Here is a 12,146-nt window from a genome sequence, read left to right on the forward strand (position 1 = left end):
TCGCGCTCAAGGTGCTCACTGCCTTCAGCGCTTCTGGCATGAGGGGCAGAAGAATGTTGACCTCGCGCCCTGCACGATGCGCTTGATCTTGGTGCCGCAGTGCAGGCAGGGCAACCCTTCGCGGCCATAGACCTCGGCCTGCATCTGGAAGCTGCCGGCCACGCCGTGCGCGTCCTTGAAATCCCGCAGGGTTGTCCCGCCCGCCTCAAGCGCCTGGGCCAGTACGCCGCGCACCGCTGCCGCCAACTTGGCAGCGCGCGGACGACTGACCTTTTGCGCCGGCACGCGCGGGTCGATACCGGCGCGAAACAGCGCTTCGCAAGCGTAGATATTGCCGGCACCGACCACGATGTCGCCCGCCAGCAAGGCCAGCTTCACTGCGACGCGTCGGCCCGACAGGCCGGCATGCAGATGGGCGCCGTCAAAGCGAGGGTCGAAGGGCTCCAGGCCGAGTGTGGAAAGCAGCTTGGCCGCCGGATCATCTTCCAACGATGGCGACCAGACGACAGCGCCAAAGCGGCGCGGATCAGTCAGGCGCAAGAGGCCACGGTCGGTCTGCAGGTCGAAATGATCATGAAAACCAGGTGCCGACGAGGCGGCCGAGAAATTCAGCGAGCCCGACATGCCCAGATGCATCAGAAGGCCACCCTTTTCCAGCGGCAGCCACAAATATTTACCTCTTCTCAGGGCCTGGCCGACGCGCTGACCCTTGAGCGCTCCCGGCTCGATGCCCAGTGGCCAACGCAAGGGCTTGCCCAGGCGTACAGCCTCGACCCGCGCTCCCTCGATGGCGTCGGCAAACGAGCGGCGGGTGACTTCGACCTCAGGCAATTCCGGCATGGCCGGCATGATAAGTGGCAGCTTTACAGAGCGTCCCTAGAATGACCCGCAACTAGAGCCTCCACCAGGAGCATTCAGCAATGCGCAAGACCCCCGCCCTGCACAAGCTCGCCCTGTGCACCGCCCTGCTCGCCAGCAGCCTGACGGCACGCGCCAACCCGGTGCCGCCGCCGAATTCCGACATGGATGCGCCGCTGTTCTACCAGTTGCTGGTGGGCGAGATGGAACTGCGCTCGGGCCAGCCCGGCGTGGCCTTTCAGGTGCTGCTTGATGCCGCACGTCGCACCGGCGACGAGGCACTTTTCCGGCGCGTCGTAGACATCGCATTGCAGGCTAGGGCCGGCGACGAAGCACTGAGCGCCGCACGAGCCTGGCGCGATGCGGTGCCGGAATCGATCGAAGCGCAGCAGATGACGCTGCAGCTCGTGACCCTCCTGAACCGCCCAGCGGACGCCACCGCACCGCTGCGTTCACTGCTGGCCTTGACGCCTGAAGACCAGCGGATTGCCGTACTGGCCTCGCTGCCCCGGCTGTTCCAGCGCTCGCCCGAGCCGAAAAAGGTGCTGGCCGCCGTGGAACCGGTACTGCAGGAGCAGGCTCGCCTGCCGTCCACCAAGCTGATGGCCTTGCTGGTCAATGGCCGCCTGGCCTCGATGGCCGCCGAGCCGGCTCGCGCTCTGGAGCTGGTGCGCCTGGCAGCCCAGACGGCGCCAGACGCAGATGAGCCCCCATTGCTGGCGCTTGAACTGATGCAGTCCAGCAAGGAGGCAGAGTCCGTCGTCGCCGACCACCTCGCCGCCCACCCCGACAGCCATTCCCTGCGCCAGGCCTACGGCCGCGCACTGGCCCGCTCGCAGCGCAGCGCCGATGCTGCGCGCGAGTTCCGTCTCGTGACCCAACGCTCGCCCGAGTTGCCCTCGGCCTGGTATGCGCTCGGCGCGCTCGAGCTGGATCTCCACCATCCGGAAGCCGCGGAACTGGCGCTGAACGAGTTCGTCAAACGCATCGAGCAGATGCCTCCGAGCAAGGACTTCGACGCCAGGGAAGCGCTCCAGCAAGCCTGGCTGCAACTGGCGCAGGCCGCGGAAATGCGGCGCGACTACAAGGCGGCAGAGAGCTGGCTGGCCAAGGTCGACAACCCGCAGCGCGCCACCGAAACCCAGTTCCGCCGCGCCTCGCTGCTGGCCCGCCAGGGCAAGATCGAACAGGCCCGCAAGCTCATCCAGGCCCTGCCCGAAACCAGCGACGCCGAAGGCCGCGCCAAGTTGATCGCCGAAGCCCAGTTGCTGCGCGAATCGCAGCAGTGGAAGCTGGCTTACGAAGTTCTCGAACAGGCCAACAAGCGCTTCGAGGGCGATGTGGACCTGATCTACGAGCAGTCGATGGCAGCAGAGAAGCTCGGCCGCGTGGACCAGATGGAAACGCTGCTGCGTCGCGTCATCGAGCTCAAGCCCGAGCACTATCACGCCTACAACGCACTGGGCTATTCGCTGGCCGATCGGCGCGAGCGCCTGCCCGAGGCCCGCGAGCTAATCGCCAAGGCCTTGCAGTACGCACCCAACGAGCCTTTCATCGTCGACAGCATGGGCTGGGTCGAGTACCGCCTGGGCAACCATGACGCAGCCTTGAAGCTGCTGCGCCAGGCCTACCAGTCGCGCCCTGACGCCGAGATCGCAGCCCACCTGGGCGAACTGCTGTGGGTGACCCAGCAGCAGGACGAGGCACGACGTGTCTGGGCCGAGGGCGCCAAGCGCGACCCGAGCAACGAAGCCCTGCGCGACACGCAGCAGCGGCTCAAGGCCAAGCCTTGATGCGACGCTTGCTCGTGGCCGCGCTTGCCGCGGCATTGACGGCCTGCGCCAGCATCAGCGACAAGTCGCAGCCCCTGCCTGTGCAGGCCGACGCGATGCAGTTCAGCGGCAAGCTGAGCGTCAAGGTCACTGGCAGCGACCAGGGCGGTAGCGGCAGCTTTGATCTGCAAGGCACGCCGCGAGCCGGCCTGCTGGAACTCAGCACACCGCTGGGCCAATTGATCGCCCGCACGCGCTGGGACGGCGAATCTGTGCTCATGCAGACGCCAAAGGAGCAGCGTCGCTACCCAGACCTCGACACCCTGACGCAGGACCTGCTGGGCGAAGCCATTCCAGTTGCAGCCCTGTTCGACTGGCTGCGCGGCCGCCCCTGGCCTGATGCACCCAGCCAGACGCTGGAGGGCGAGACCAAGGGCTTCAAGCAGCTCGGCTGGACCGTGGATCTCAGCGGCTTTGCAGAGAAGAGCTTGATAGTCGCCCGGCGCAGCGAGCCCAACGAAGTGGTGCTGCGAGCCCGCCTCGAGTCTCCTGTCGCGGGACAATGAGGCGATGCGCGCGCTCTACGATGTTCCGGCCCCGGCCAAGCTGAACCTGTTCCTGCATGTGGTCGGCAAGCGGCCCGACGGCTATCACCTGCTGCAGTCAATCTTCGCCCTGATCGACTGGGCCGACACCCTGCATTTCGAGCGCCGCGACGACGGCGCCTTGCATCGCCACGACAGCGGCGATGCCCTGCCTCCCGATGACCTCTGCCTGCGCGCAGCCCGCGCCTTGCAGTCCCAGAGCGGCTGCGGCCTTGGGGCTGACATCCACATCGAGAAGCGCCTGCCAGCCGGCGCCGGCATGGGCGGTGGCTCGTCGGATGCCGCGTCCACGCTGCTGGCCTTGAACCGCTTGTGGGGCTTGAACTGGCCTTTGAGCAAGCTCTTGCCGCTGGGGCTGAGCCTGGGCGCCGACGTTCCCTTCTTCCTTGGCGGCACGCATGCATTCGTCGAAGGCATCGGTGATGTCCTGCACCCGATCTCCTTGCCCGAGCAATGTTTTGCCGTCGTGAAGCCTCAGCAAAGCATCGCCACCAAGGACATTTTTTCGAGCCCCCACTTGGCAAGATCGAATTCTGTGGCTATAGTAGCGGGCTTTCCTGCACACAACGGCAGCGAGCTTTCAGGCGGAACCCAACAGGGGTTTGGTCGCAATGATTTGCAACCAGCAGCCGAGGCTCTCAGCCCCGAAGTTGGTCAGGCCCTGCAGATTCTGCAGAGCAAATTCGGCAACAGCCGGATGACCGGTTCGGGCAGCGCGGTGTTTGCCAGAGTGGATGGGAAAGAAGGCGCAAACTGTCAGTCCATGACGTTCGCAGAGGGGCTTCCCTCTGGATGGGTTGCTAGAATGTGCCGCAGTCTGGAAGTTCATCCGTTACGCGGTTGGGCTGACAACTGAGCAAAGTTATAGGGTGCTGCAGCCTCTGCAGTGTCCTGTGTAGGGGCGTCGCCAAGCTGGTTAAGGCATCGGATTTTGATTCCGACATGCGCAGGTTCGAATCCTTCCGCCCCTGCCAAATTTCTGTTTATTCACCTCCGGGACCCGCAGGGCTGGCCGCGGGGCCATTGATTCAAAGGATGGCCCGTCGTGCTGCTCAACACCGTCCTCTTCACGGGTAATGCCAACCCGGTCCTCTCCCAAGAAATCGCCACCCATCTGGGGCTCGAACTCGGCAAGGCCGTGGTCGGTCGCTTCTCCGATGGCGAGGTGACGGTCGAGATCCAGCAGAACGTCCGCGCCCGCGACGTCTTCGTTATTCAGCCCACCTGCGCGCCGACCAACGAAAATCTGATGGAGTTGCTGATCATGGTCGATGCCCTGAAGCGCGCCAGCGCTCGCCGCATCACCGCTGTGATCCCCTACTTCGGTTATGCCCGCCAGGACCGCCGCCCGCGTTCCACCCGCGTGCCGATCTCGGCCAAGGTTGTGGCCAACCTGCTGGAAACCGTCGGCGTCGAGCGCGTCCTGACGATGGACCTCCACGCGGACCAGATTCAAGGCTTCTTCGACATCCCGGTCGACAACATCTACGCCTCGCCGGTGCTGCTGTCGGACCTGAAGGCCCGCAACTATTCCGACCTGGTGGTCGTGAGCCCCGACGTCGGTGGCGTGGTGCGCGCCCGCGCATTGGCCAAGCAGCTCGGTTGCGACCTGGCCATCATCGACAAGCGCCGTCCGGCCGCCAACGTCTCCGAAGTGATGCACGTGATCGGCGAGATCGACGGCCGCAATTGCGTGATCATGGACGACATGATCGACACCGCCGGCACGCTGGTGAAGGCGGCCGAGGTCTTGAAGGACCGCGGCGCCAAGAGCGTGTTTGCTTATTGCACCCACCCCATCCTGTCTGGCCCGGCGATCGAGCGCATCTCGAAGTCCCAGCTCGATGAAGTGGTGATCACCAACACCATTCCGCTGAACGACGCGGCCAAGGCCTGCGGCAAGATCCGCCAGCTGTCGGTGGCCTTCCTGTTCGCCGAGACGATCCGCCGCATCTCTGACGGTGAGTCGGTCACTTCCCTGTTTAGCGAGCAGAACAACAATTTCTAAGAATCTGCCGCCTCGGTTCAAGCCGGGGCGGCCGTAAAGCCGCAGCGGCAACGCTGCAATTCACGGGCAAACCTGGTCGCGGGTGCCCATCCATTGTTTGGAGTCTGTTATGAACTTTGTCGCTTTTGAGCGCAAGCTGCAGGGGACCGGAGCGAGCCGCCGCCTGCGTATCGCGGGCAAGGTCCCCGGTATTGTTTTTGGTGCCGGCGAACCCGCCATGATCGAACTCGATCACAACGCACTGTTCCACGCCCTGAAGAAGGAAGCTTTCCACAGCTCCATCCTCGACATGGAACTCAACGGCGCCGTTTCGAAGGTGCTGCTGCGTGATTTCCAGATGCACCCGTACAAGCCGCAAGTGCTGCACATCGACTTCCAGCGCGTCGACAGCACGACCAAGATCACGAAGAAGGTGCCCCTGCACTTCATCGGTGAAGAGAACTCGGTGGCAGTGAAGACCGACAAGTGCACGGTCAACCACGTCGTGACCGAACTGGCCATCACCTGCCTGGCGCAGCAACTGCCTGAGTTCATCGAAGTGGACTTGAGCGGCCTGACCAAGGGTCACTCGCTGCACGTCAACGACATCAAGCTGCCGGAAGGCATCAAGGTCGTGACGCACGGCAAGCCGAACCCGGTGATCGCAACCCCGGTCGAGCCGGTGTCGGAAGAAGTGATCGTTGTCGCAGCTGCTCCGGCAGACGACGGCAAGGGCAAGAAGAAAGGCAAGAAGTAATTCTTGCGTCGAGCTTCAGCTCTACAGAGGAAGGCCCTGCACCGCAGGGCCTTTTTTTCTTGTTCGCCACCCCGATAATCCACGCCCATGATTCGCTTGCTTGTTGGCCTGGGCAACCCAGGTTCCGAATACGTTGACACCCGCCACAACGCCGGCTTCTGGTGGATTGATGGCGTGGCACGCGGCCTGGGCACCTCGCTGCAGCTGGACCGCAACTATCACGGCCTCGTGGCCCGCGTGAACAATGCACCAGGCGCGCCGGGCCCGATCTGGCTGCTCGAGCCGATGACCTACATGAACCTCTCGGGCAAGTCGGTCGCAGCGCTCGCGCGCTTCTTCAAGATCGCGCCTGAAGAGATCCTCGCAGTCCACGACGAGCTCGACCTGCCGGCTGGACAGATGAAGTTCAAGCAGGGCGGCGGCAACGGCGGGCACAACGGCTTGAAAGACATGCAGGCCCAGCTAGCCAGCGCCAACTTCTGGCGTCTGCGTCTGGGCATTGGCCATCCCGGTCACAAGGCCGAGGTGGCGAACTATGTGCTGCGCAAGCCGCCGCTGGAGGAGCGCCAGGCGGTTGAGGATTGCATCGCCAAATCCTATGAATCGCTGACGCTGATGCTGGCCGGCGACATGGAAAAGGCCATGATGAAGATCCACGCCAAGCCGCCACGCCCCAAGCCTCCCAAGCCGCCGGCACCGGCTTCTCCTCCTCCTTCAACACCAGAAACCACGCCATGACCAAGACGCCGGTTGTCGCTCTGCTGTACCTCCTGCTCCTCGCAGTCCTCAGCAGCAGCGCACCGGCGCAGACACAACGGCGCGAGGCCCAGATCTACCGTTGCGGCCCCGAAGGCCGCCAGTTGCAGGACAGCCCTTGCAGCGACAAGCCCACTGGCACGGCTCAGTCCGTTGCGTTTGATCAGCCCTCCGCCACTCAGCAGCGCGAGGCGCGCGAGCGCGCTGCCGCCGAGCGCAAGCAGGCGGATCGAATGGAGCAGGAACGGCTGCAGGCCGAGGCCACGCAGCGCAAGAATCAGGCAGCTCCAGGCCGAATCGATGGCCTGGCCTCACCTGCGGCCACCCCGGGCGCAGCGGCCTCGAGCCCCCATACCAAGCCACAGCCCAAGAAACCCAAGTTCTTGCCGCAGCGCAACAGGTCTTCGGTGCCGGCAGGCGCTTCCTCGGCGCCCCGCTAGAATCCCGTCCGTTGGTGCTCGCCCTTAGGCAAACATGCCGGGGCAGTTAAACGGGAATCAGGAAGCCAAGCTCCAGCGGAGCAAAGCCAACCTGAGCTGTCCCCGCAACGGTAAGTGGACGAAGCCGCCCGGCTTCCAGTTCCTGAACGACACATCCACTGGCGCATGAGCGCTGGGAAGGATTCAGGGATGCGTGCCACCAGCCCGGATACCGGCCAACAGGTGGTGCGCGCTCGCCCAAGAAATTGGGCGGCACAGCATCGATTCACAGGGGCCTGCGGGGAAGCTGGCCACTGGTTGTATTTCGGATCCCGTTCTCTAATGACCTCCACGACTCGACGCCAAGAGCGTCGCCTGCTGGCCGCTTCGCTGCGTGCCACTCCCCTCGCCCTGGCCGCTGCCTGCACCATTGCCTGCATGCCCGCAACCGCCCAGAACAACGCCAACAAGCTGGACTCGGTGGTTGTCACCGCCACCCGCAGCCCGCAGCGCCTCGCCGATGTGCTGGCCGATGTGACCGTGCTGACCCGCGCCGACATCGAGCGCCAGGCCCTCGGCACGCTGGCTGACCTGCTGCGCAACCAGGCCTGCTTCGAGATGGTCCGCACCGGCGGCCCCGGCGCCCAGACCTCGATGTTTGTGCGCGGCGCCGAGACGCGCCACACCACGGTGCTGATCGACGGCGTGCGCTTCGATTCGCAAGCCAGCAGCGGCGCCAGCTGGAACGCGATTCCGCTGGCCCAGATCGAACGCGTGGAAATCATCCGCGGCCCTGGCGCTGCCGTGTACGGCTCGGACGCCGTCGGCGGCGTGGTGCAAGTCTTCACCCGCAAGGGCGACGGCAAGCCGCAGGTCGAGCTGGGCGTTGGCGCCGGTAGCCTGGGCCTGCGCAAGCTTGACGGCAGCATCTTTGGCGCCAGTGGCATGCTGGACTACGCCATCACGCTGTCCACCGAGCGCAGCGACGGTTTCAACTCGCGCCCCACGACAGACGCGACCTTCACGCCCGACAACGATGGCTACAAGTCCACCAGCGGCAACGCCCGCCTGGGCCTGCAGCTGAACAAGCAACACCGCGTCGAGCTGCTGGGCCTGAAGAACAAGATGGATGCGCAGTACGACGCCTCGGCCAAGCCCAAGACCGACGACCGCACCCGCAACGACATGCGTGCGCTGCGCGCTGCCTGGTCGGCCCAGTGGAGCAAGGACCTGTCAAGCGAGTTCTCGGTCGGCGAATCGATGGACCGCTACGAGACAGCGCCCAGCATTTACCTGACCGAAACCCGCATCCGCGCCTATGCCTTCAATGCGAGCATGCGCCTGGGCTCCGGCCAGCTGAATGCCTTGGTCGAGCGTCGTGAAGACAAGCTCCTGAACACCAGCCTGCCACAAAGCGCAACGCCGGGCGCCGCCGACCGCCATCAGAATGCGATTGGCGCCGGCTATGTCTGGGGCTCGGGCCCGCTGTCGGTGCAAGCCCACGCCCGCTATGACCGCGACAGCGAATTCGGCGGCAGCACTACGGGCAGCCTGGCTGCAGGTTACCGCCTGACGCCGCAGTGGCGCGTCCAGGGCTCCGTGGGCACTGCCTTCCGTGCGCCGACGCTCTACCAGCGCTTCAGCCCCTACGGCAACCAGCATCTGCAGGCCGAGCATGGCAAGAACAGCGAAATCGCGCTGCAGTACGAGAACGCCGGCACGAGCTTTGGCGTGACCGCCTACCGCAACCTGATCAACGACCTGATCATCTTCGGCGCCGCTGACATCAAGAAGTGCCCGAACCAGTTCGGCTGCTACGAAAACGTCAGCCAGGCGCGACTGCAAGGCATCAGCCTGAATGCAGCCAGCAGCTTCGGCTCGTTGCGCTTGTCTGGCTCCTTGGACCTGCAAGCGCCACGAGACGCGAGCACCGGCGGCGGCGCGGCCTCTGCCAACTCCGGCAAGCTGCTGGCACGTCGCTCGGAGCGTCAAGCCAAGCTGCGTGCCGACTACAGCGTTGCAGGCTGGGAGTTCGGCGCACAGCTGCTGAGCAGTGGCCATCGCTATGACAACGCGGCCAACACGGTCCGCCTGCCTGGCTACAGCGTGGTGACGCTCGATGCGCAATACAGCTTCACGAAGGAACTGCGCCTGCAATTGAAGCTGGACAATGTCTTCGACCACGCCTACCAGTACGCCAATGGCTATGCCACCGGCCCTCGCCAGGCCCTCATCGGCCTGCGCTGGACGCCTGCGCTCTGAACCTGGTTTAAGCACTGAAGCAGAGGACGACAGCCCGTGACGCAGAGAATCAAGAGGACTTCCTTTCTCCTGGCCCTGCTTTGCGGCCTGTCCCTGGGCGGCGGCCCCGCGCGGGCCGCCGACATCAGCCTCACCGATGATCTCGGTCGCAAGCAGCAGTGGAGCGAGCCGCCTCGGCGCATCGTCTCCCTCCTGCCCTCACTGACCGAGCTGGTCTGCGCACTGGACGCCTGCGAGCGCCTGGTGGGCGTGGACCGCTATGCCAATTTCCCGGCCAGCATTGCCAAGCTGCCCAAGCTCGGCGCCATGGACGATGCCTCGGTCGAGGCCATCGTGGCCTTGCGGCCCGATCTGGTGATGCTGAGCCCGGCCTCGCGCCTGCATGACCGCCTCGGTGCGCTGGGCGTCAAGACGCTGGTGCTCGACACCCTGAATCTCGCTGATGTGCGCCGCCATATCGACTCACTCGCCCGCCTGCTCGAAAGCAAGTCCGGCCCGCAGCTGAAAGAGACCATCGAGCGGCAACTCGCCGCTGCAGCCGCGCAAGTGCCCGAATCGATGAAGGGCTTGCGCGTCTACTACGAGGTCGACAGCGCGCCCTATGCCGCTGGCGAGATCTCCTTCAGCGGCGAGATCCTGGCTCGCCTGGGCCTGCGCAATATCGTGCCGGCCGCGCTGGGTCCTTTCCCGAAGCTGAACCCCGAGTTCGTCGTGCGCGCCGATCCGCAATTGATACTGGTGTCGCAACGCAATGCCCAGAAGCTGACCGATCGCCCCGGATGGGAACGCATCGCTGCCATGCGTGATCAACGCATCTGCCGCTTCAGCTCGGCCGAAGGCGACCTGATGGCAAGACCTGGCCCCCGCATGGGTGAAGGAGCGCAGGCTGTACTGCGCTGCCTCCAGGAGCTCGCTGCGGCGAAGAAGTGAAGCCATGAACCGCAAGGCCGTCACCGTGCTCGCCATCTTGCTGCTGCTCAGTGCAGCACTACTGCTGCTCGGCATTGGCGTTGGCAGCGAAGGCCTCGCGCTGCCAGCGGCGGACGACGCTGTGGGCCGACAGATCCTCTGGCAGATCCGCCTGCCGCGCTCCATCGGCGCCTGGTTGACCGGTGCGCTCTTGGGCCTCGCGGGTGCGGTGGCGCAAGGGCTGTTTCGCAATCCGCTGGCCGACCCCTATCTGCTCGGCGCATCGAGCGGCGCTTCGCTGGGCGTGGCCCTGCTCTTGGTCGCGCTGGGTTGGTCGCCAACAGCGGCGGCCCTGGGCTACAAGATCGGCATGACCACGGCCGCGTTTGCCGGCGCTGTCTTCGCGGTCGCACTGACAATGATTCTCGCCAAGGGGCTGGAACAGACGATGCGCTTGCTGCTGGCCGGTGTCATCGTTGGCGTGGTTCTCGGCGCGATCACGTCGATGCTGACCCTGACCGCTGCCGATGTCTTGCGTTCGATGCAGGCCTTCATGCTCGGCAGCACAGGTTTCCTCAGCTGGCAAAGCGTGGGCGTGATGGCGCCAGTGTTGCTGGTGGCTCTGCTTGTCGGCCTCGGTGCCGCCCGCGCGCTGGATGCCTTGAGCCTGGGCGCAGACACGGCGCAAAGCCTGGGCGTGCGCCTGGCCATGGTTCGCTTGATCCTGATTGCGACGCTGACCCTGTGCACCGGCGCCGCCGTCGCGCAAGCCGGCCTGATCGCCTTCGTCGGCCTGGTCGCGCCACACCTGGTGCGCAGCCGCCTGCACTGCAGCCATGGCTGGCTGCTGGCGCTCGCGGCATGCATGGGCGGCCTCTTGCTGCTCTCGGCCGACATCGTTGCCCGCTGGGTGGTTGCGCCACAGGAATTGCCGGTGGGCATCGTCACTTCGCTGCTGGGCGGCGCCTATCTCCTGAAGCTGATGCGGCGCAAGCGCTTTGCGGAGCAGCGCGCATGATCAACGCTGATATCCGCCATCTGGCCCTGGGTGGCAAGACCATCCTCGGCGACTGCAAGCTGCAGCTCAGCGGCGGATGGACGGCCATCGTCGGCCCGAACGGTGCCGGCAAATCCACGCTGCTGAAGGCGTTGGCCGGCCTACTGCCGTTCGAAGGCAAGGTGGAGCTGCGAGGGCGCGAACTGAGCAAATGGTCGGGCCGCGAGCGCGCTCGAGCCTTGGCCTGGCTGGGCCAGAACGAGGCCAGCACCGACGAGCTGCTGGCTGAAGAAGTGGTGATGCTCGGCCGCTTGCCGCATCGCGCCTGGCTCGCGCCGCCAAGTGCTGCGGACGTCGCCGCCGTCGAGCGGGCGATGCGGCAGACGCAATGCTGGGAATGGCGAGCGCGGCCCGTGAATCAGCTGTCCGGTGGCGAACGCCAGCGCGTGCTGCTGGCCCGCGCGCTGGCCACGGAATCCGCTTTGCTCTTGATGGACGAGCCGCTCGCCCACCTGGACCCGCCGCATCAGGCCGACTGGCTGACGCTGGTGCGCGAGCGCGCTGCCGCTGGCGCGACGGTGATCTCGGTCCTGCATGAGCTCAATATCGCCCTGCAGGCCGACAGGCTCCTGGTGATGGACGCCGGCCGCACCGTGCACCTGGGCTCGCCCGAGGATGCCGCAACCCGCGATGCGCTGCAGCAAGTGTTCCAGCATCGCCTGCAGATGATTGAGCTCAATGGCCAATGGCTCGTGCTGCCGGCGGCAGCGCCGGCTCGCATCAGCAATGTGCTGCCGCTGCATGGGCGCCGCCATGACTGAGCA

12 protein-coding genes, 1 tRNA gene and 1 riboswitch are annotated in these 12,146 nt (G+C 65.3%); of the genes, 12 read left to right on the forward strand and 1 reads right to left on the reverse strand.

Annotated features, from left to right (window positions below):
• Window positions 1-24: 24 nt before the first annotated feature.
• A complete protein-coding gene (gene mutM, locus V3596_RS17455) occupies window positions 25-840 on the reverse strand; it encodes a bifunctional DNA-formamidopyrimidine glycosylase/DNA-(apurinic or apyrimidinic site) lyase (RefSeq protein WP_334279078.1) in 816 nt (271 codons plus the stop codon).
• Between the two features lie 80 nt (window positions 841-920).
• Between mutM and V3596_RS17460 the strand changes: the two genes are divergently transcribed.
• The 12 genes from V3596_RS17460 to V3596_RS17515 all read left to right on the forward strand — a co-directional run bounded on the left by V3596_RS17460 (window position 921) and on the right by V3596_RS17515 (window position 12,143).
• Window positions 921-2,651, forward strand: coding sequence for a tetratricopeptide repeat protein (locus V3596_RS17460; protein ID WP_334279079.1), 1,731 nt, complete (start codon window positions 921-923; stop codon window positions 2,649-2,651).
• The gene (locus V3596_RS17465) at window positions 2,651-3,196 is read left to right on the forward strand and encodes an outer membrane lipoprotein LolB (protein WP_334279080.1); all 546 of its coding nucleotides are present in this window, start codon (window positions 2,651-2,653) and stop codon (window positions 3,194-3,196) included. Before V3596_RS17460 ends, V3596_RS17465 begins: the two co-directional genes overlap by 1 nt.
• 4 nt (window positions 3,197-3,200) lie before the next feature.
• The gene (gene ispE, locus V3596_RS17470; RefSeq protein ID WP_334279081.1) at window positions 3,201-4,091 is read left to right on the forward strand and encodes a 4-(cytidine 5'-diphospho)-2-C-methyl-D-erythritol kinase; all 891 of its coding nucleotides are present in this window, start codon (window positions 3,201-3,203) and stop codon (window positions 4,089-4,091) included.
• Window positions 4,092-4,132: 41 nt separating this feature from the next.
• Window positions 4,133-4,209, forward strand: a tRNA-Gln gene (locus tag V3596_RS17475).
• 71 nt (window positions 4,210-4,280) lie between these two features.
• Complete coding sequence (locus V3596_RS17480; RefSeq protein WP_334279082.1) at window positions 4,281-5,243, forward strand: ribose-phosphate pyrophosphokinase; 963 nt, start codon at window positions 4,281-4,283, stop codon at window positions 5,241-5,243.
• 109 nt (window positions 5,244-5,352) lie between these two features.
• Window positions 5,353-5,979, forward strand: coding sequence for a 50S ribosomal protein L25/general stress protein Ctc (locus tag V3596_RS17485; RefSeq protein ID WP_334279083.1), 627 nt, complete (start codon window positions 5,353-5,355; stop codon window positions 5,977-5,979).
• Between the two features lie 87 nt (window positions 5,980-6,066).
• Window positions 6,067-6,717 carry an aminoacyl-tRNA hydrolase gene (gene pth / locus V3596_RS17490; RefSeq protein WP_334279084.1) on the forward strand — a complete coding sequence of 217 codons (651 nt, stop codon included), beginning with the start codon at window positions 6,067-6,069 and terminating at the stop codon, window positions 6,715-6,717.
• Window positions 6,714-7,175 (forward strand): hypothetical protein, encoded by a 462-nt coding sequence (locus tag V3596_RS17495; protein WP_334279085.1) that lies wholly within the window; start codon window positions 6,714-6,716, stop codon window positions 7,173-7,175. Before pth ends, V3596_RS17495 begins: the two co-directional genes overlap by 4 nt.
• A riboswitch (cobalamin riboswitch) is annotated at window positions 7,171-7,409 on the forward strand. It overlaps the preceding gene by 5 nt.
• Window positions 7,410-7,592: 183 nt before the next feature.
• Window positions 7,593-9,416: a TonB-dependent receptor domain-containing protein gene (locus V3596_RS17500; RefSeq protein WP_334279086.1), complete on the forward strand. Its 1,824-nt coding sequence runs from the start codon at window positions 7,593-7,595 to the stop codon at window positions 9,414-9,416.
• Between the two features lie 36 nt (window positions 9,417-9,452).
• Window positions 9,453-10,346: an ABC transporter substrate-binding protein gene (locus V3596_RS17505; RefSeq protein WP_334279087.1), complete on the forward strand. Its 894-nt coding sequence runs from the start codon at window positions 9,453-9,455 to the stop codon at window positions 10,344-10,346.
• Window positions 10,347-10,350: 4 nt separating this feature from the next.
• Window positions 10,351-11,343 (forward strand): FecCD family ABC transporter permease, encoded by a 993-nt coding sequence (locus tag V3596_RS17510; protein WP_334279088.1) that lies wholly within the window; start codon window positions 10,351-10,353, stop codon window positions 11,341-11,343.
• Window positions 11,340-12,143, forward strand: a complete 804-nt coding sequence (locus tag V3596_RS17515; RefSeq protein ID WP_334279089.1) for an ABC transporter ATP-binding protein — start codon at window positions 11,340-11,342, stop codon at window positions 12,141-12,143. Before V3596_RS17510 ends, V3596_RS17515 begins: the two co-directional genes overlap by 4 nt.
• Window positions 12,144-12,146: the final 3 nt, after the last annotated feature.

It is taken from the genome of Roseateles microcysteis (genome assembly GCF_036880965.1).
Taxonomy (GTDB): Bacteria; Pseudomonadota; Gammaproteobacteria; order Burkholderiales; family Burkholderiaceae_C; genus JAUASW01.